The 19,937-nt window shown below is 72.8% G+C and carries 17 protein-coding genes; 16 read left to right on the top strand and 1 reads right to left on the bottom strand.

All coding sequences use genetic code 11. From position 1 onward, the window contains the following. The first annotated feature begins 78 nt into the window (after positions 1-78). The 8 genes from steA to D2L64_RS24065 all read left to right on the top strand — a co-directional run bounded on the left by steA (position 79) and on the right by D2L64_RS24065 (position 10,799). Positions 79-1,257, top strand: a complete 1,179-nt coding sequence (gene steA / locus D2L64_RS24100; protein WP_119579496.1) for a putative cytokinetic ring protein SteA — start codon at positions 79-81, stop codon at positions 1,255-1,257. Positions 1,258-1,284: 27 nt separating this feature from the next. Beyond that, a complete protein-coding gene (locus D2L64_RS24095) occupies positions 1,285-2,226 on the top strand; it encodes a copper transporter (RefSeq protein WP_119579487.1) in 942 nt (313 codons plus the stop codon). A 90-nt stretch (positions 2,227-2,316) separates the two neighbouring features. Beyond that, positions 2,317-3,183, top strand: a complete 867-nt coding sequence (locus D2L64_RS24090; protein WP_119579486.1) for a hypothetical protein — start codon at positions 2,317-2,319, stop codon at positions 3,181-3,183. A 1-nt stretch (position 3,184) separates the two neighbouring features. Beyond that, positions 3,185-4,834 (top strand): murein biosynthesis integral membrane protein MurJ, encoded by a 1,650-nt coding sequence (gene murJ, locus D2L64_RS24085; RefSeq protein WP_119579495.1) that lies wholly within the window; start codon positions 3,185-3,187, stop codon positions 4,832-4,834. Next, entirely contained in the window at positions 4,831-5,979 is a 1,149-nt protein-coding gene (locus tag D2L64_RS24080) for a glycosyltransferase family 4 protein (RefSeq protein WP_119579485.1), read from the top strand. The genes murJ and D2L64_RS24080 overlap by 4 nt, the downstream gene beginning before the upstream one ends. Then, entirely contained in the window at positions 5,979-8,327 is a 2,349-nt protein-coding gene (locus tag D2L64_RS24075; protein ID WP_119579484.1) for a hypothetical protein, read from the top strand. Before D2L64_RS24080 ends, D2L64_RS24075 begins: the two co-directional genes overlap by 1 nt. 139 nt (positions 8,328-8,466) lie before the next feature. Next, positions 8,467-10,197 carry a CTP synthase gene (locus D2L64_RS24070; protein WP_119579483.1) on the top strand — a complete coding sequence of 577 codons (1,731 nt, stop codon included), beginning with the start codon at positions 8,467-8,469 and terminating at the stop codon, positions 10,195-10,197. Then, complete coding sequence (locus D2L64_RS24065) at positions 10,194-10,799, top strand: NUDIX domain-containing protein (protein WP_119579482.1); 606 nt, start codon at positions 10,194-10,196, stop codon at positions 10,797-10,799. The genes D2L64_RS24070 and D2L64_RS24065 overlap by 4 nt, the downstream gene beginning before the upstream one ends. A gap of 109 nt (positions 10,800-10,908) precedes the next feature. On the opposite strand, the gene D2L64_RS24060 is transcribed toward D2L64_RS24065, so the two are convergent. Then, the gene (locus D2L64_RS24060; protein ID WP_119579481.1) at positions 10,909-11,166 is read right to left on the bottom strand and encodes a TM2 domain-containing protein; all 258 of its coding nucleotides are present in this window, start codon (positions 11,164-11,166) and stop codon (positions 10,909-10,911) included. Positions 11,167-11,457: 291 nt separating this feature from the next. Between D2L64_RS24060 and ald the strand changes: the two genes are divergently transcribed. From ald to der, 8 genes are all read left to right on the top strand, one after another. Beyond that, entirely contained in the window at positions 11,458-12,573 is a 1,116-nt protein-coding gene (gene ald / locus D2L64_RS24055; RefSeq protein WP_119579480.1) for an alanine dehydrogenase, read from the top strand. Beyond that, the gene (locus tag D2L64_RS24050; RefSeq protein ID WP_119579494.1) at positions 12,570-13,577 is read left to right on the top strand and encodes a tyrosine recombinase; all 1,008 of its coding nucleotides are present in this window, start codon (positions 12,570-12,572) and stop codon (positions 13,575-13,577) included. The genes ald and D2L64_RS24050 overlap by 4 nt, the downstream gene beginning before the upstream one ends. A gap of 181 nt (positions 13,578-13,758) precedes the next feature. Beyond that, the gene (locus D2L64_RS24045) at positions 13,759-14,682 is read left to right on the top strand and encodes a ParA family protein (RefSeq protein ID WP_119579479.1); all 924 of its coding nucleotides are present in this window, start codon (positions 13,759-13,761) and stop codon (positions 14,680-14,682) included. A 43-nt stretch (positions 14,683-14,725) separates the two neighbouring features. After that, a complete protein-coding gene (locus D2L64_RS24040; protein ID WP_407663185.1) occupies positions 14,726-15,811 on the top strand; it encodes a segregation and condensation protein A in 1,086 nt (361 codons plus the stop codon). Further along, positions 15,808-16,812, top strand: a complete 1,005-nt coding sequence (gene scpB / locus D2L64_RS24035; protein ID WP_199714740.1) for an SMC-Scp complex subunit ScpB — start codon at positions 15,808-15,810, stop codon at positions 16,810-16,812. Before D2L64_RS24040 ends, scpB begins: the two co-directional genes overlap by 4 nt. Further along, positions 16,799-17,569 (top strand): pseudouridine synthase, encoded by a 771-nt coding sequence (locus tag D2L64_RS24030; protein ID WP_119579477.1) that lies wholly within the window; start codon positions 16,799-16,801, stop codon positions 17,567-17,569. The genes scpB and D2L64_RS24030 overlap by 14 nt, the downstream gene beginning before the upstream one ends. A 150-nt stretch (positions 17,570-17,719) precedes the next feature. After that, the gene (gene cmk / locus D2L64_RS24025; protein WP_119579476.1) at positions 17,720-18,400 is read left to right on the top strand and encodes a (d)CMP kinase; all 681 of its coding nucleotides are present in this window, start codon (positions 17,720-17,722) and stop codon (positions 18,398-18,400) included. Next, positions 18,397-19,800, top strand: coding sequence for a ribosome biogenesis GTPase Der (gene der / locus D2L64_RS24020; RefSeq protein ID WP_119579475.1), 1,404 nt, complete (start codon positions 18,397-18,399; stop codon positions 19,798-19,800). The genes cmk and der overlap by 4 nt, the downstream gene beginning before the upstream one ends. Positions 19,801-19,937: the final 137 nt, after the last annotated feature.

The raw sequence follows: 19,937 nt of genomic DNA, 5'->3' as shown, positions 1-19,937 counted from the left end.
ATGTGCTTCCCTGGGTAGGCGGCCCTGCTCAGGCATGTCGCGACAGATTCGCCTGCCTCACATGCCAGGATGGTCACGATGCGTCTACCCACGTTGCGCCGGGCCCGGAACGCGGAACCGGGACGAATCCTCGGCACCACGCGCCTCGATCGCCGTACGAAACGGCTGGTCGGCCGGCTCCGCCCCGGCGACATTGCGGTGATCGACCATGTCGACCTGGACCGGGTCGCCGCCGACTCGCTGGTGGCGGTCGGTGTCGGTGCGGTGCTCAACGCCAAGCCGTCGGTCTCCGGCCGGTATCCGAATCTCGGGCCGGAGGTGCTGGTCGCGGCGGGCATCCCGCTGCTGGACGACCTCGGTGAGGGGATCTTCGAGCGGGTCCGCGAGGGCGACACGGTGCGGATCGAGGGCAACACGGTCTACCTGGGTGACGAGCCGGTGGCGCACGGCAGCCTGCAGGACGCCGAGAGTGTGGCCAAGGCGATGACCGACGCCCGGGAGGGACTGTCGGTGCAGTTGGAGGCGTTCGCCGCCAACACCATGGACTACCTGCGGCAGGAACGCGACCTGCTGCTCGACGGCGTCGGCGTGCCGGAGATCGCCACCGAGATCCAGGGCCGGCACTGCCTGATCGTGGTCCGGGGCTACGACTACAAGGCCGATCTGGATGTGCTGCGCCCGTACATCCGGGAGTTCAAGCCGGTGCTGATCGGTGTCGACGGGGGCGCCGACGCGTTGGTCGAGGCGGGCTACACCCCGGACATGATCATTGGTGACATGGATTCGGTCACCGACGACGCGTTGCGGTGTGGTGCCGAGGTGATCGTGCACGCGTACCCGGACGGTCGGGCGCCCGGGCTGCCGCGGGTCAACGGTCTGGGGGTGCCGGCGCTGACCTTCCCCGCCGCCGCCACCAGTGAGGATCTCGCCATGCTGCTGGCCGACGAGAAGGGTGCGTCGTTGATCGTGGCGGTGGGCACGCACGCCACCCTGGTGGAGTTCCTGGACAAGGGCCGCGGCGGCATGGCCTCGACGTTCCTGACCCGGCTCAAGGTCGGTGGGAAGCTGGTCGACGCCAAGGGCGTCAGCCGGCTCTACCGGCAGGGCATCTCGGGTTCCTCGCTGTTGTTGCTGGTGCTCTCGGCGATCGCGGCCATGGCCTCGGCGGTGGCCGTCTCCACCGTCGGCAAGGCGTACCTGGGTGTGGTCTCCGAGTGGTGGGACAATTTTGTGTTCCAGCTCGGCCAGCTCTTCTAGCTCCCGACCGATCAAGAGGCTGCAAGCGTGATCAACTTCCGGTACCACGTGGTGTCCCTGACCGCGGTCTTCCTCGCCTTGGCGATCGGCCTGGTCGTCGGCACAGCGGCCCTCAACGGCCCGGTGGCGGACTCGCTGAACAACACCGTCAACTCGCTGCGCAAGGACAACCAGCAGATGCGTCAGACGGTCCAGAACATGCAGCGGGAGCTGGAGCTGGAGGAGGAGTTCGCCGCCGAGATGGCCCAGGTGATGCTGCCGGGCACGCTGACCGGCAAGCGGGTGCTGCTGCTGACCACGCCGACCGGCCGCGACCACGCCGAGGGTGTGCTCAAGATGCTGCAGCTCGCCGGGGTGGACCTCACCGGACGCGTCGACCTGCAGGACAAGTTCATCAACCCGGAGAACAACAACAACCTGCTGGAGTTGGCGGTCACCGCGGCGCGGCCGACCGGCGCGCCGACCGGCGGGCTGCCCGGCAACGGCCACGGCGTGGAGACCTCCAGCGCGTTGCTGGCCACCGTGCTGCTGGACCGGCCGGCCGGCGCCGAGCCGGTCACCGAGGCCGACCGGCGGGCGGTGCTGGCCGCGTACAGCAACGCCAACTACCTGACCAGTACGGACCGGATCACCGCTGCCGCGGAGGCGGTGGTGATCGTCAGCGGGCCGCCGTACGTGGACAAGGACTCGGCGAAGAAGGACGAGTCGGTGGTCAAGATCGCCGAGCAGTTCGACCGGACCGGTGGGATCGTGGTGGCCGGCAACGGCTCGGCCGACGGCAACCTGGTGGCCTTCGTGCGCGGCGACGCGGTGCTCGCGCAGACCATCTCGACCGTCGACAACGCCAACACCGTGCAGGGCCAGCTGGTCACCACGCTGGCGTTGGTGCAGCAGCTCACCGAGCGTAAGGCCGGCCAGTACGGCGTCGGCGACAACGCCGCGTCGCTGGTGCCTAGACTGCCCCAGTGAGTCACCGGGCGTACCCGGTGCCCGATGCTTGACGATGTGTGCCCGACTGGCAGAAGGGGACCGGGTGAGCGAGCGGAGCGAGGCGAGCGCGTGAGCATCATCGGCCGGCTGTTGGTGGCGGGGATCGGGGCGGCTGCCGCCCGGTACGCGCTGCGGCAGGTGCGTACCTCCCCGGCCGGGCCCGGGCTGCAGCGGACCAACTTCCGGGGCCGTACGGTCACCCTGGCCGCCGGTCCGGCCCTCGCCGTGGCGGCCGGTGGGGCGGCGGCCGGTGGGGCGGCCAGCGTGCCGGCGGGGGCGGCGAGCCTGCTGGCCGGTCTCGGTGCCGGTGCCGTCGGCCTCTACGACGACGTGGTCGGCGCCCGGCCGGAGCAGAAGGCGGACAAGGGCTTCCAGGGGCACCTCGCCGCGCTGCGGCAGGGGAGGGTCAGCGCCGGCCTGGTCAAGATCGTCGGGGTGGGTGCGGCCGGTCTCGGCGCCGCGACGCTGCTGGCCGCCGATCCGGGCGTGGCCGGTCACCGTGGCCGGCGGCGGCAGGGTCCGTGGGTCCGCGGCGTGGACGTGCTGCTGGGCGCGGGCGTGGTGGCCGGCACCGCCAACCTGATCAACCTGCTGGACCTGCGGCCGGGCCGGGCGGCGAAGTCCGCCCTGCTGCTCGGTGCGCCGCTGACCGGGGGCAGGCACGGTGGGATCGCCGCCGGTGCGGTCGGCGCCGCCGCCGGGGTGCTGCCCGCCGACCTGAACGAGGACGTGATGCTCGGCGACAGCGGCGCCAACGCCCTCGGCGCGGTGCTCGGCGTGGCGTTGGCGGCCCGGACCGGCCCGGTCGGTCGCGCCGGCCTGCTCGCGGTGCTCGCCGGCCTGACCGCCGCCAGCGAGAAGGTCAGCTTCACGAAGGTCATCGCGAACACCCCGGGGCTGCGTGAACTCGACGCGCTGGGCCGCCGCGCCGACTGACGTGAGCAGACCGGCCCCCCTCGCCGGCGCCGGCCGGGTGGCCGGAGCGGCCGCGCTCATCGCCGTACTCACCGTGCTCAGCCGGGTCGCCGGGTTCGGGCGTACCGCGGTGTTCACCTGGGTGGTGCAGGACAGCGACCTGGGCGCGATGTACGTCCTGGCCAACACCATCCCCAACATCATCTTCGAGATCGTGGCCGGTGGGGCGCTGGCCAGCCTGGTCGTACCGCTGCTGGCCGCCGCCGTCGCGGCCGGTGACCGGCGGGCGGTGGCGGCCACCACCGGTGCCCTGCTGACCTGGACGCTGACCCTGCTGGTGCCGCTGGCGGTGGTGGTGGCCCTGTGCGCCGACCCGGTGATCGCGCTGATCGGCGACAACCGGTCACCGGAGGAACTGGCCGCCGGTGCCCGGATGCTGCGGGTCTTCGCGCCGCAGTTGCCGCTCTACGGCGTCGGCATCGTGTTCACCGGAGTGCTGCAGGCGCACCGCCGCTTCGCCTGGCCGGTGATCGCGCCGCTGCTGTCCAGCCTCACGGTGATCGTTGTGTACCTGGTCTTCGCCGGTGTCGCCGGGCCCGGGGCGAGCGTGGCGCAGGCCGGCCGTGGCGCGGAGCTGATCCTGTCGGCGGGCACCACCCTCGGGGTGGTGGTGCTGTCGCTGTCGCTGCTGATCCCGCTGCGGGGGCTGCGGCTGCGCCCACGGTACGGGTACGTGTTCCCGGCCGACGCGCGGGCCCGGGTGGGGGGCCTGGCGGTGGCCGGGGTGGTGACCGTCACCGCCCAGCAGGTGGCCACGGCGGTGATCCTCTACCGGATCTCCGGTGGGCTGACCGCGGCACCACAGGTGTTCAACCTGGCCCAGACCTTCTACCTGCTGCCCTGGGCGGTGCTGGCGGTGCCGCTGGCCACCGCCGCCTACCCCACCCTCGCCGCGGCCGCCGCCGGTGGCGACGAGCGGACCTACCACCGCACGCTGTCCGGAACCCTGCGCGGCGTACTGCTGCTCAGCTTCCTCGGCATCGCGGTGCTGATCGGGGTGGCGGGCCCGATCGGGCGGTTCTTCCCCCTGGACGCCGCCGCCACCGCTGCCGCCATCGCCGGCTACGCTCCCGGGCTGCTCGGCTACGGCCTGTTCGCGGTGCTGTCCCGGGCCCTGTACGCCCGCGGCGCGACGCGGTCGGCCACCGCCGCGATCAGCGCCGGTTGGCTGGTGGTGCCGGTGGCGCTGTGGCCGCTGTCGGTGCTGTTGCCGGTGGCCGACCGGGTACTCGCGGTGGCGCTGGCGAACTCGGTGGGGATGCTGGTGCTCGGCGCGCTGCTGCTGGTGGCGGTGCGGCGGGCCGCCGGGCCGGTGGCGTTGGCCGGTGCCGCGCGCGCCGGTGGGGCGGGGCTGCTGGCGGGTACGGCGGGTGCCGGCGCGGCGCTGGCGCTGCTGCGGTTGACCGGCGCCGGGGACGGCACCCCGGCGCGGTGGATGGTCCTGACGCAGGGCATGCTGTCGGCAGTCCTGGTCGGCGTCGTGTTCCTCGGCGTGGTCTGGCTGGTCGACCGGCAGGATCTGCGTCCGGTGCTGGCCGCGCTGCGACGACGGCTGCGTCGGGCCCGCGTACGGGGTGGACGCGACGACGGGAAGGAGACGGTGTCCCGGTGAGTGCGGACAGTGCGTCGAGGGGCGCGGGACCGGGCACGGTGGTGCTGCTGCTGGCCTCCAGTACCGGTGGGGTCGGCCAACACGTACGGGCGTTGACCCGCGGGTTGACCGCCGCCGGGCAGCCGGTGCTGGTGTGCGGGCCGGCGGCGACGCAGGACCAGTTCGACTTCGTGGCCGCCGGTGCCCGGTTCACGCCGGTGGAGATTCCGGCCAGTCCCACCCCGGGCGACGCCCGGGCGGTCGGGGCGCTGCGTCGGGTACTCGCCGCCGAGCAGGTCCGGGTGTTGCACGCGCACGGGCTGCGGGCCGGGCTGGTCGCGGTGCTCGCCCGACCGGCCGTCCCACTGGTGGTGACCTGGCACAACGCGGTGCTCGCCGGTGGCCTACGCGGCGGGTTGTCCCGGCTGGTCGAGCGGGTCGTGGCGCGCGGCGCCCGGGTGAGCCTGGGTGCCTCCGCCGACCTGGTCGAGCGGGCCGTGGCGCTGGGTGCGGCGGATGTCCGGCTGGCACCGGTGGCCGCGCCCGAGTTGCCGGCGCCGCGACGCCGCCGGGCGGCCGTGCGCGCCGAGTTCGCCGTCACCGCCGAACAGCCGATGATCCTGTCGGTGGGCCGGTTGCATCCGCAGAAACGCTACGACGTGCTGATCGACGCCGCCGCCCGGTGGCGAGAGCGCACCCCACCGCCGGTCGTGGTGATCGCCGGCAGCGGCCCGGCATACCTGCCGTTGGCGGCCCGGATCAGTGCCGCCCGCGCGCCGGTGACGCTGCTCGGGCACCGTACCGACGTGGCGGACCTGCTGGCGGGGGCGGACCTGGCGGTGGTGACCAGCGACTGGGAGGCCCGGCAGTTGTTCGCGCAGGAGGCGCTGCGGGTCGGCGTACCGCTGGTGGCGACTGCGGTGGGTGGGCTGCCCGACCTGGTCGGCGACGCCGCTGTGCTGGTGCCGCCGGGTGACGTCGACGCGCTCGACGCGGCGGTGCGGGCGCTGCTGGACGACGAACCGGGCCGGGTCGAGTTGGGTCGGCGGGGCGCGGCGCGGGCGGCGACGTGGCCGACCGAGGCGCAGACCGTCGCCCAACTGGTCGCGCTCTACGCCGAGGTGGCCACGCCGGACGCCGACGCGCCGTCGACGGGACGTCGGTGATGCTGCGTCGAGTCGCTCCGGTCCTGCTCACCCTGGTCGTGGTGGTGCTGGGCATCACCGCGCTGGCGGCCGGGCCGCAGGCGCCACCGCCACAGCGCAGCGCCGACTACGTGGTGCTGGTCGGGGTGGCCGGGCTGCGCTGGGACGACGTGGACGCCGAACGCACCCCGACGCTGTGGCGGATGGCCCGGGACGGGTCGATCGGGTCGCTGTCGGTGCGTTCGGCGTACCGGCCCACCTGCCCGCTGGACGGTTGGTTGACGCTGGGGGCGGGCAGCTTCGCCGGGTGGAGCGGTGCCCGGCCCGGTGGGGAGTGTCCGCCGGCCGAGGTGACGGTGGAGGAGCCCGACCGGATCGGGGCGAACCTGCCGGAGCAGGAGGGTGTCGTCCTGCACAACCAGGAGCGGTTGCCGTGGGGCACGGTACCCGGCGCGTTGTCGGAGTCGGTGCGGTGTTCGGTGGCGGTCGGCCCCGGTGCGGCGGTGGCGGCGGCGCGGCCGTTCGGCCGGGTCGACCGGTACGAGCCGACGCTGCCGGCGGATCCGGCCGGCCTGCTGGGCTCCTGTGTACTCAGCATCGTCGACCTCGGTACGGTCGCCGGCACCGATGAGTCGGTGCGGGCCGCCGCGGCCCGCGCCGCCGACGCGCAGCTCGCCCGGGTGCTGGCGGCGCGGCCACCGAACTCGCTGGTGATCGTGGCCGGGGTCTCCGACACGCAACGGCCGTCGCGGCTGCACCTGGCCATCGCCGACGGCCCGGGGTGGGAGGACGGCTGGTTGACGTCGCCGACCACCGGCCGGCGCGGCTACCTGCAGTTGATCGATATCGCGCCGACGGCGTTGACGGTGCTGGGGCGGCCGATGCCGGACCGGCCGTTTCTGGGCCGGCCCGCCGAGTCGGTGGGTGGCCGGCCGGACGATCTGGCCGCGGCGATCGCGGAGCCGGCCGACGCGGACCGGGAGGCCGCCGCGCAGCGGGAGGTGGCCGGGGACTTCTTCACGCTGCTGGCGGTGGTGCAGGTGGTGCTGGCGGTGGCGGTGCTGCCGTTGCTGCGCCGGGCGCGGCGCCACGCCGGCCCGCACGGCCCGAAGCCGGTGTCGCGGCGGGTGGTGGCGACGGTGGAGGTGCTGCTGGTCGCCGCCGCGCTGGCGATTCCGGCGGCGTTGTTGGCCGAGGCCGTGCCGTGGTGGCGTAACGCCTATCCGGCGGCGTCCTTCGCGGCGCTGACGGCTGTGCTGCTGGCCGCGACGACGTTGCTGGTGCGGCTGGCACCGGGGTACGGCACCACCCTGGGGCCACTCGGCGCGGTGGCCGGGCTGACCACGCTGGCGGTCGGCCTGGATGTGGTCACCGGGGCCCGGTTGCAGCTCAACGGGGTGATCGGCTACTCGGCGTTGGAGGGGGGCCGGTACGCGGGACTGGGTACGGTCGGGCTCGGGGTGTTCGTCGCCGCCGCGTTGTTGACCGCGGGTTGGCTGGCCCAGCAGGTGCGTCGGAGCTGGCGGCCGATGGTGATGGTGACGGTGGGTGGGGCTGCCGTGGTGGTGGTCGGCAGCCCGTACCTAGGCGCCGACTCGATCGGGGCGATCGCGTTGACCGCGGGGGTGAGCGTCGCCGCGGCGATCAGCGCGGGTGGCTGGTTGACCCTGACCCGGCTGGCGTGGGCGGCGATGGCCGGGTTGGCGGTGACGGTCGGGTTCGCCGTGGTGGACCTGGACCGTGCGCCGGCCGAGCGGGGCAGCCTGGGTCGGTTCCTCGCCGCGCTCGGTGACGGCACCGGCGGGTTGACCGTGCAGCGGTCCAGCGCGGCCAACTTCGACACGCTGGTCAACAGCCCACTGACCGTGCTGGCGGTGGTCGGGGCGCTGCTGGTGTGGTTCGCGTTGCTGCAGCCGTGGGGCGGGCTGATGCGGCTGTTCGGCATCTACCCGGCGATCCGGGCGGCGATGGCGGGCACCGGGGTGGCCGCCGGGATCGGCGGTGTGCTGGGCGCCTCGGCGTTGGACGTGGCCGGAGCGGCGGCGGCGGTGGTGGTGCCGATGGCGGCGCTGTCCGCGCTGCGGGTGCTCGACCACGCCGCCGATCGGACCCGACCGGCCACGGACCGGCCGCAGGACGCCGTAGCGGCGGGTGGGGCGCGGTGCAGCGGCGCGGGGTCGGTGGGCGCCGACGGTGCCGCCGGGCCGGTCGGCGACGATGCCGCGACGGCAGCGGCTGCCGAGGGCGCACGGCCGGCCGACGTCGTGGTGCCGGGTGACGGTGGCGGCAGCCCGACGGACGAGGGCCGGCGGCCCGGTCGGGGGCGTGGTCGGACGCTGCGATCCTCGGCGGAGGTTGCGACCGGGTGACCCGGTGGGGTGCCCCCTCGGGTGCGGCACCGGGGTGCCCGAGGGGAGGTGTTACCGTGGAGTCCCGTGGATCGCGTGATCACTTCGCTGATCGGCTCGGCGGTCTGCACGACCGCGACGGACGACACGGGAGCAGGCCTTGGCCCCAACAGCACGGACGACCAGGCACATTTTCGTCACCGGGGGCGTGGCCTCCTCGCTGGGTAAGGGGCTGACCGCCTCCAGCCTCGGCAACCTGCTCACCGCGCGGGGACTTCGCGTGGTGATGCAGAAGCTCGACCCCTACCTCAACGTCGACCCGGGCACCATGAACCCGTTCCAGCACGGTGAGGTGTTCGTCACCGAGGACGGCGCCGAGACCGACCTGGACGTCGGGCACTACGAGCGGTTCCTGGACCGGGCACTGTCCGGCAAGGCGAACGTCACGACCGGCCAGATCTACTCCGACGTGATCGCCAAGGAGCGGCGCGGCGAGTACCTGGGCGACACGGTTCAGGTCATCCCGCACATCACCAACGAGATCAAGTCCCGGATCCTGGCCATGGCCGACCCGGACGACGACGGCCGTACCCCGGACGTGGTGATCACCGAGGTGGGCGGCACGGTCGGTGACATCGAGTCGCTGCCGTTCCTGGAGGCGATCCGGCAGGTGCGTCACGACCTGGGCCGGGACAACTGCTTCTACCTGCACGTGTCGCTGGTGCCGTACCTGGCGCCCTCCGGTGAGCTGAAGACCAAGCCCACCCAGCACTCGGTGGCCCAGCTGCGCAACATCGGTATCCAACCGGACGCGATCGTCTGCCGTTCGGACCGGGAGATCCCCGACAAGCTCAAGCACAAGCTGTCGTTGTACTGCGACGTCGACGCCGAGGCGGTCATCGCCGCCCCGGACGCGCCCAGCATCTACGACATCCCGAAGGTGCTGCACCGGGAGGGGCTCGACGCGTACGTGGTGCGCCGGCTCGGGCTCTCCTTCCGTGATGTGGACTGGGACGGCTGGGACGACCTGCTGCAGCGGGTGCACCAGCCGCAGCGCACCATCACCGTGGCACTGGTCGGCAAGTACGTCGACCTGCCGGACGCGTACCTGTCGGTCAGCGAGGCGATCCGGGCGGCCGGGTTCGGCAACCGGGCCCGGGTGCAGCTGCGTTGGGTGCCCAGCGACGACTGTGTCACCCCGGCGGGTGCGGCGGCGGCGCTGGCCGGGGTCGACGGCATCGTCATTCCGGGCGGGTTCGGGGTACGCGGCATCGAGGGCAAGATCGGCACCGCCCGGTACGCCCGGGAGAACGGTGTCCCGCTGCTCGGGCTCTGCCTCGGCCTGCAGTGCATGACGATCGAGGTGGCCCGGCACGTGGCCGGGTTGGACGGCGCCAACTCGTTGGAGTTCGACGAGCAGGCCGTGCACCCGGTCATCGCCACCATGGCCGACCAGGAGGACATCGTCGCCGGCAAGGGCGACCTGGGTGGCACCATGCGGCTGGGTGCGTACCCGGCGACCCTGGCCGAGGGGTCGATCGTCGCCGAGGCGTACGGCAGCACCGAGGTCAGTGAGCGGCACCGGCACCGGTACGAGGTGAACAACGCCTACCGTGACCAGCTGACCAAGGCCGGGCTGCACATCTCCGGTACCTCGCCGGACGGCCGGCTGGTCGAGTTCGTCGAGTTGGACCGGGAGCTGCACCCGTTCTTCGTGGCCACCCAGGCGCATCCGGAACTGAAGAGCCGTCCGACCCGGCCGCATCCGCTGTTCGCCGCCTTCGTGCAGGCGGCGGTGGCCTACTCGCAGGCCGACCAGCTGCCGGTCGACCTCGACACCGCCGGGCGGGCCACCCGCAACGGCACCGCCGCGGCCGCGTCGGCGTCGTGAGCGGCGTCGAGCACCACTACGAGGTGCGTTCCCGGGAGGTGCGCTACCGCGGCCGGATCTTCGAGGTGGTCTCCGAGCAGGTGAGCATGCCTGGTGGGGGGACCGCCATCCGGGATCTGGTGCGCCACGTGGGCGCGGTGGCGGTGGTGGCGTTGGACGACGCCGGTCAGGTGGTGCTGATCCGCCAGTACCGGCAGCCGGTGGGCCGGCGGCTGTGGGAGCTGCCGGCCGGGTTGACCGATGTGGCCGGTGAGGATCCGGCGGTCACCGCGGCCCGGGAGCTGGCCGAGGAGGTCGACCTGACCGCCGGCCGCTATGACGTCCTGGTCGACCTGCACAGCTCGCCCGGGTTCACGAACGAGCTGGTCCGGGTCTTCCTGGCCCGAGACCTGGCCGAGGTGCCCGTCGAGCAGCGTCACGACCGGCACGACGAGGAGGCCGACCTGCAGATCGTCCGGATCGATCTGGACGAGGCGGTGGGCATGGTGCTGGCCGGTGAGATCACCAACGCGGCCTGTGTCGCCGGGTTGCTCGCCGCGGCCCGGGCCCGCGACGCCGGCTGGTCGGTGCTGCGCCGCGCGGACAGCCCGCTGCCGCGCTGATCGTGCCCGGCGGCCGGCGGAAGGGCGGCCGGTGCGCCCCGGGTGGTGGACCCGGTAGGTGATGCGGGGGCCGGGCGGATCGCCGCCCGGCCCCCGCATGCGGGTGGGGTCAGTCGCGCAGCGGTCGTCCCTCGGCGTCGGTGCCACCGTTGACCAGGATCATGATGCCGTCGATGAGGCCCCAGAGGGCGCCGAAGCCGAGGGTGCAGAGGCTCACGACGAGCTGCAGTACCGCGATCTTGATGTGGCCGGTGTAGAACCGACCGGCGCCGAGGCCGCCGAGCACGATGCCCAGGACGCCCGCGACGACCTTGCTCTTGTCAGAAACGCCCTGGGGGTACCCGGGCTGAACGGGAGGAGTGGTCATGACGCGTCACAATAGTGATCCACTCTGTCGTGCCGGGTACCGGCACGCCTGAAGTGGGACGATGAAGGGCGAACACTGTCCTGACGGTGGAGGTGATGGTCCACCGACGGTGTGGTGTCACACCTGACACATCGTCAACGTCCGCGGCCACCGGGTGTCACAGTGCAGGCTCCGGTGCCCTGCGGGTCCGCCTAAACTGCCGCCGACGGGACCGGTTGACCGTGGCGGCAAAGGGGCCGGCACGGCACCGCGCAGTCGGGGCCGCGGTCCCCGAAGAGAGGTGTCTGCATCGTGAAGGTCGGCATCCCACGCGAGGTCAAGAACCACGAGTACCGCGTGGCGATCACTCCCGCGGGCGTCAACGAGTTCACCCGCGGCGGTCACCAGGTCTTCGTCGAGGCCGGCGCCGGCGTCGGGTCCAGCATCACCGACGAGGAGTTCACCGCCGCCGGCGCGAAGATCCTGGACACCGCCGACGAGGTGTGGGGCACCGCGGAGCTGGTGCTCAAGGTGAAGGAGCCGGTCGCCGAGGAGTACCATCGGATGCGCGCCGGGCAGGTGCTCTTCACCTACCTGCACCTGGCCGCCTCCCGCGACTGCACCCAGGCGCTGCTCGACCGCAAGGTCACCGGCATCGCCTACGAGACGGTGGAACTGCCCGACCGGTCGCTGCCGCTGCTGGCCCCGATGTCCGAGGTGGCCGGTCGGCTCGCCCCGCAGGTCGGCGCCTTCTACCTGATGCGCACCGGTGGTGGCCGGGGGGTGCTGCCCGGCGGGGTCTCCGGCGTGTACGCCGCCAAGACCGTCGTCATCGGCGCCGGGGTCTCCGGCATGAACGCCGCCGCGATCGCCCTCGGCCTGCAGTCGGAAGTGCTGCTGCTGGACAAGAACGTGGCCCGGTTGCGGCAGGCCGACGCCATCTACCGGGGCCACCTGCAGACCGTCGCGTCCAACGCGTACGAGATCGAGCGGGCGGTGCTGGACGCGGACCTGGTCATCGGCGCGGTGCTGGTGCCCGGTGCGAAGGCCCCGAAGCTGATCTCCAACGAGCTGGTCTCCCGGATGAAGCCCGGCAGCGTGCTCGTCGACATCGCCATCGACCAGGGCGGCTGCTTCGAGGACTCCCGGCCCACCACGCACGCCGACCCGGTGTACAAGGTGCACGACTCGATCTTCTACTGCGTGGCGAACATGCCCGGCGCGGTACCGAACACCAGCACGTACGCGTTGACCAACGTCACCCTGCCGTACGCGCTGGAGCTGGCCAACCACGGCTGGCGCGAGGCGTCCCGTCGCGATCCGGCGCTGGCGCTGGGCCTGAACACCCACGACGGACAGGTCGTCTACGGCCCGGTCGCGGAGGCGCACGACCTGCCCGCCCTGCCACTGGCCGAGGTGCTGGCCTGACCGGCCACGCACCGACCGCCGCAGCGGACGGGGCCGGCGCGGGCCATCAGCCCACGCCGGCCCTGCACCGTGCGGTGCGCGCCTACCTCGACCACCTCACCGTCGAACGTGGACTCGCCGCCAACACCCTCGCCTCCTACCGCCGCGACCTCGACCGCTACCTCACCTCGCTGGCCGCCGCCGGGGTGGACGACCTGGCGGCGGTCTCGGCCGGCGAGGTCGAACGCCACCTGTCCCGGCTGCGTACCGGCGAGGACGGGCATCCGCCGCTGGCCGCCTCCTCCGCCGCCCGCGCCGCCAGCGCCGTACGCGGCCTGCACCGCTTCGCGCTGCGCGAGGGCCTGACCGGCGCCGACCCCAGCCGCGACGTGCGCCCACCCGTCCCACCGCGCCGGTTGCCCCGGGCCCTGCCGGTGGCCGACGTGATCCGGCTGCTGGAGAGCGCCGGCCCGGTGGAGACCACCGGCGAGGGCACCGGGTTGGCGTTGCGCGACCGGGCGCTGCTGGAGTTCCTGTACGGCACCGGCGCCCGCATCTCCGAGGCGGTCGGCGCCGCCGTGGACGACGTGGACGCCGCCGACGGGGTGGCGCTGCTGCGCGGCAAGGGCGGCCGGCAGCGGCTGGTGCCGATCGGCGGGTACGCGCTGCGGGCCCTGACCGACTACCTGGTGCGCGCCCGACCCGGGCTGGCCGCCGCCGGCCGGGGCACCCCGGCGGTGTTCCTCAACGCCCGCGGCGGACCGTTGACCCGGCAGGGCGCCTGGACCGTCCTGCGCCGCGCCGCCATCCGCGCCGGGCTGCCCGTCGACGGGCCGCACGCGGTCTCCCCGCACACCCTGCGGCACTCATACGCCACCCACCTGCTCGACGGCGGCGCCGACGTACGGGTGGTGCAGGAACTGCTCGGTCACGCCTCGGTCACCACCACCCAGGTCTACACGCTGGTCACCGTCGACCGGCTGCGCGAGGTCTACGCCACCGCCCACCCGCGCGCCCGGCAATGACCGCCCTGGTCGCTGCCGTCGGCCGACACGCCGAGCGGGTGCCGAACGCCCTGCTGGCCGGTGGCGTACAGTCGGCATCGGCGCGGTCCTTGCGGTGAGATGACCGGGGTGCGCAGCGGCGCCGCGAAGGACGTCGGGCGGCTCCGACGCCGGATGGTCGTCGGGAGGGGGCAACGAGGACATGGCTGGCAACGGTGACCGTGCCGAGACCTGGACGTCGGAGCTCCGCGAACAGCAGAACGCCCTCGGTAGCGACCTGGGCCCCGCCGACCCGGCCGCCTACACGATGCGCAAGCCGATCCCCGAGCCGATGCCCACCGACCGGCACGGACCGGCCCGGATCATCGCGATGGCCAACCAGAAGGGCGGGGTCGGCAAGACCACCACGACCATCAACCTCGGCGCCGCACTGGCCGAGTACGGTCGCAAGGTGCTGCTGGTCGACTTCGACCCGCAGGGTGCCCTCTCCGTGGGCCTGGGCGTCAACCCGCACAACCTGGACCTGTCGGTCTACAACCTGCTGATGCAGGACGACGTCACCGCCGAGGACGTGCTGATCAAGACCGACGTGGCCGGACTGCACCTGCTGCCCGCCAACATCGACCTCTCCGCCGCCGAGATACAGCTCGTCAACGAGGTTGCCCGGGAGATGGCCCTGGCGCGGGTGCTCAAGAGCGTCCGCAAGGAGTACGACTACATCCTGATCGACTGCCAGCCGTCCCTCGGCCTGCTGGCGATCAACGCGCTGACCGTCGCACACGGCGTACTCATCCCGCTGGAGTGCGAGTTCTTCAGCCTGCGCGGCGTGGCCCTGCTGCTGGACACCATCGACAAGGTCCGCGAGCGGCTCAACTTCGACCTGGAACTCGAAGGCATCCTCGCCACCATGTACGACAGCCGCACCACCCACTGCCGGCAGGTGCTGCAACGGGTCGTGGAGGCGTTCGGCGACAAGGTGTACCAGACGGTGATCACCAAGACCGTCAAGTTCCCCGAGTCCACCGTCGCCGGCGCCCCGATCACCACCCTCGACCCGGCCTCCTCCGGCGCCCGCAACTACCGCCAGCTCGCCCGCGAGGTGATCGCCGCGCAGGCAGAGCGCTAGGCTCCGCGCTGCCGTGTCCGGGCCGTGGACTACGGTCGTCGGCGTGACCGCCCCGCCCCTGGACCCGACCGACGCCGCGGACGCCCCGCCCGTGGTCGACGGCGCCGAGGCCGGTCCGACGGCGCCCGACCCTGCCACCGAGGACGGAGTCGACGGCGCCGTGGGGCAGGGAGAACCGGGCGACAGCGGCAGGTTCACCGTACGGCTGACCAACTTCACCGGCCCGTTCGACCTGCTGCTGCAACTGATCGGCAAGCACAAGCTCGACGTCACCGAAGTCGCCCTGCACCAGGTCACCGACGAGTTCATCGCCTACATCCGGGCGATGGGCGACGACTGGGACCTCGACGAGGCCAGCGAGTTCCTGCTCATCGCCGCCACCCTGCTCGACCTCAAGGCCGCCCGGCTGCTGCCCTCCGCCGAGGTGGAGAACGAGGAGGACCTGGCGCTACTCGAAGCCAGGGACCTGCTCTTCGCCCGACTGCTGCAGTACAAGGCGTACAAGGAAGCGGCCGCGCACATCGCCGCCCTGGAAGAGGTCGGCGGACGCCGCTATCCCCGCGCGGTCACCCTGGAACCCCGCTACGCCGAGGCGCTGCCCGACCTCGTGCTCGGCATCGGCCCGCAACGGCTGCTCAAGCTGGCCGTGAAGGCGATGACCCCGAAGCCGATCCCCGAGGTCTCCATCGCGCACGTACACATGGTCCGGGTCAGTGTCCGCGAACACGCCGGCATCATCGCCGAGCGGCTACGCCGCGCCGGCATCGCCACCTTCTCCCTGCTCTGCGCCGACTGCGAGGCCACCCTGGAAGTGGTCGCCCGGTTCCTCGCCCTGCTTGAGCTGTACCGGCAGGGCGTGGTCGTCTTCGTCCAGGAACAGGCACTGGAGGAGCTGACCGTACGCTGGACCGGCCCCGCCGACGGCAGCCCGACCCTGACCATCGACGAGTACGCCGGCGCCCCCGCCGACGCGGCCGAGGCCCCGACGGCGCCGGCCGGATCGGACCCGCCGGCCGGGTCGGACCCACCCGTCGGGTCGGGTGTGCCGGACGGGTCGGGTGCGGCGGGCGGATCGGCGCCGGCCGACGGGGCGGATGGGACGGCAACGACGGAGGAGCAAGCCGGATGAGCACCGAGGAAAGCCGGGATTCGCTGGCCGAGCAGGCAGCCGCCTGGATTCCCCCCTGGCAACGCCCCGCCCCCGCCGCTGCCCACGACCGGGCACCCGCCGCCGACGCCGCTGCCGAGGCCGCCTCCGCCGACCTTGGTACGGAACTGCCCCGCCAGGGTCGTACCGGCAGCACAACCACCGACGCCACACCGAGCGCGAGTGACTCCGGTGGGAACGACGACCGGGCGGCGGTCGAGTCGGGTGATCCTGCGCACAGCGCCTCGGTGGTCGCCGCGGTGGTGCCGGCACAGGTTCGCGGCGAGGCCACGGCCGACGGACACGATCTCCACCCCGACCCGGCCGGCGAACCGACCGATCCCGAAGGGCCGACCGAACCTGCGGGTACCGGCACCCCGGTACACCGGCAGCGCGGCGGGCGGGCGCGGGCGGAGCCCGAACCGGCGCCGGTGATCGACGACACGGAACTGCGCGGCGCGCTCGAGGCGATCCTGCTGGTCGTGGACGAACCGGTCAGCGAGCTGGTGCTGGCCCAGGTGCTGGAGCAGCCCGCCGAACGGATCGGCCCGATGCTCGACGACATCGCCGCCTCCTACACCGCCGCCGGACACGGGTTCGAGCTGCGGCGGGCGGCCGGCGGGTGGCGGCTCTACACCCGGCCGGAGTACGCCGGTTACGTCGAACGGTTCGTGCTGGACGGGCAGTCGGTCCGGCTGACCCAGGCCGCGCTGGAAACCCTGGCGGTGGTGGCGTACAAACAGCCGGTGACCCGGTCACGGATCTCCGCCATCCGGGGCGTCAACTGCGACGGGGTGATCCGTACCCTGGTGTCGCGGGGGTTGGTCGAGGAGTGCGGCACCGAATCCGACAGCGGGGCTTACCTGTACCGCACGACCACGATGTTCCTGGAGAAACTCGGCCTGAACAGCCTCGACGACCTGCCACCGCTGGCCCCGTTCCTCCCTGACGACGTAGAAGAGCTTGCCGATGCCACGCGATAACCGCACCCCGTCCCCCGACGCGCCGGTCTACACCGGCCCCGAACGCCTGCAGAAGGTGCTCGCCGCCGCCGGTGTCGGCTCCCGGCGCGCCTGCGAGGACCTGATCTTCCGGCGGCGGGTGACGGTCAACGGGCGGGTGGCGCAGCTCGGCGACAAGGTCGACCCGGCCACCGCCGTCATCCACGTCGACGGCGAGCGGCTGCAGGCCGACACCCGACTGGTGTACCTGGCCATGAACAAACCGCGTGGGGTGGTCTCCACGATGGCCGACGAGAAGGGCCGCACCGCCCTGGCCGACTTCCTCGGCAACCGGGTGGAGCAGCGCGTCTACCACGTCGGGCGGCTCGACGCGGACAGCGAGGGCCTGCTGCTGCTCACCAACGACGGCACCCTGGCGCACCGGCTGATGCACCCCTCCTACGGCGTGCAGAAGACCTACCTGTGCGAGGTGGCCGGCCCGATCCCCCGCAACCTCGGCAAACGGCTCGCCGCCGGGATCGAACTGGAGGACGGCCCGGTCAGCGTCGACGGCTTCCGGGTAGTGGACAGCCTGGGACGTACCGCCCAGGTCGAGCTGAGCCTGCACGAAGGACGCAAACACATCGTACGGCGGCTGCTCGCCGAGGTCGGACACCCGGTGAGCCGGCTGGTGCGTACCGCGATCGGGCCGATCCGGCTCGGCGACCTGCGTGCCGGGCGCACCCGGCGGCTGACCAACGCGGAGGTCGCCGCCCTTTTCAAAGCGGTGGGTGACTGACCGCGCGGTCGCGGGTACGGCTGGGGGTAGGCTCCCTGGCGGCCCGGCGGGCCGCGCTCATCGCCGCCGGGCATCATTGAACACGTGTGGGCAACCGCTCGCGTCCGCCGAAGGCGGCGGATCGTGAGGTACGGGCTGAGGAGGACAACGGTGGAGGAAAACGTACCGGCCGGGCGCTGCGTGGTCGCTGTGGACGGGCCGTCCGGTTCGGGTAAGTCCACCGTCTCCCGACGGCTCGCCACGAGCCTGGGCGCCCGGTACCTGGACACCGGCGCGATGTACCGGGCGATCACCTGGGCGGTGCTGCGTTCCGGCGTCGACCTGACCGACGCCGCGGCGGTGGCGAAGGTCGCCGGCGAGGTCGACCTGCTTATCGGCACCGACCCAGCGGGCTACGGCGTGACCGCCGACGGCGTGGACGTCGAGGCCGAGATCCGCGGATCCGAGGTGACCGCCGCGGTCTCCGCGGTCGCCGCCGTACCGGCGGTGCGGGCGCTGCTGGTGGCCCGGCAGCGGGAGATGATCGCCAAGGCGGGTCGGATCGTGGTCGAGGGCCGCGACATCGGCGCGGTGGTCGCCCCGGACGCCGACCTGAAGGTCTACCTCACCGCCTCGGCGGCGGCGCGCGCCGCGCGGCGCAGCGCCGAGAACGCCGCCGACGTCGCCGCCACCGCCGCCGACCTGGCCCGACGTGACCAGCTGGACTCGTCGCGCAAGGCCGACCCGCTGGCCCAGGCACCCGACGCCGTGGTGCTGGACACCACCGAGCTGGGCATCGACGAGGTCGTGGCCCGGCTGCACGCGCTACTCGCCGAACGGTCAGTGGCATGAGTAGCGACGACGGCTGGGTAGAGCTACGGGAACCGGACCTCGACATCGAGGAGCCGACCGGTCCGCAGCCGGTGGTCGCCGTGGTCGGCCGCCCCAACGTCGGCAAGTCCACTCTGGTCAACCGAATCATCGGCCGTCGACAGGCGGTCGTCGAGGACGTACCCGGGGTGACCCGCGACCGCATCCCGTACGACGCGCAGTGGGCCGGCCGGACCTTCACCGTGGTGGACACCGGCGGCTGGGAGCCGGACGCCAAGGACCGGGCGGCGGCCATCGCCGCACAGGCCGAGACGGCGGTGGCCACCGCCGACGTGGTGGTGTTCGTGGTCGACGCGACGGTGGGCTCCACCGACGTCGACGAGGCGGCGGTCAAGATGCTGCGGCGCAGCGCCAAACCGGTGATCCTGGTCGCGAACAAGGCCGACAACACCAACATCGAGCTGGAGGCCACCGCGCTGTGGTCACTCGGCCTCGGTGAACCCCGCCCGGTGTCGGCGCTGCACGGTCGCGGCTCCGGTGACCTGCTCGACGCCATCATGGACGCGCTGCCCGAAGCCCCGAAGATCGTGGAGGACCGCCCGCGCGGCCCACGACGGGTGGCCCTGGTCGGCCGGCCGAACGTCGGCAAGTCCAGCCTGCTCAACCGCTTCTCCGGCGAGGAACGGGCGGTCGTCGACTCGGTCGCCGGCACCACCGTCGACCCGGTGGACAGCCTCGTCACCATCGGCGGCGACACCTGGCAACTGGTGGACACCGCCGGGCTGCGCCGACGGGTCGGCCAGGCCAGCGGCACCGAGTACTACGCCAGCCTGCGTACCGCCTCCGCGATCGAGGCCGCCGAGGTGGCGGTCGTGCTGCTCGACTCCAGCGAGCCGATCAGCGAACAGGACCAGCGGATCCTGTCGATGGTCACCGAGGCCGGCCGGGCACTGGTGATCGCCTTCAACAAGTGGGACCTGGTCGACGCCGACCGCCGGTACTACCTGGACAAGGAGATCGACCGGGAGCTGCGCCGGATCCCGTGGGCGATCCGGCTGAACCTGTCCGCGAAGACCGGCCGGGCCGTCGACAAGCTCGCCGCCGCCCTGCACCGGGCGCTGGACAGCTGGGAGACCCGGATCCCCACCGCGCAGCTCAACGCGTGGCTCACCGCCCTCGTCCAGGCCACCCCCCACCCGGTACGCGGGGGACGGGCACCGCGGATCCTGTTCGCCACCCAGGCGGGTGTCGCACCGCCGCGGTTCGTGCTCTTCACCACCGGCCCGCTGGACGCCGGCTACCAGCGTTTCGTCGAGCGCAAGCTCCGCGAGGAGTTCGGCTTCGAGGGCAGCCCCATCGAGATCTCGGTACGCCCCCGCAAGAAGCTCGGCCCCGGCGGCCGCGGCAAGGCACACGGCTGATCCGATCCCCTCAGGGCTCGGGTGGACGTCCCCATGACGACCCACCCGAGCCCCACCCTCCTAGGATGCTCTAGCGATGGTGGGGTGATCGACAAGTGCGCCAGACGGGGGTAGGGGCTGTGCGACGGGAGGGAGAT

The organism is Micromonospora radicis (assembly GCF_003583405.1).
Taxonomy (GTDB): domain Bacteria; phylum Actinomycetota; class Actinomycetes; order Mycobacteriales; family Micromonosporaceae; genus Micromonospora; species Micromonospora radicis.
This window is presented reverse-complemented; position numbering and strand designations above follow the sequence as displayed.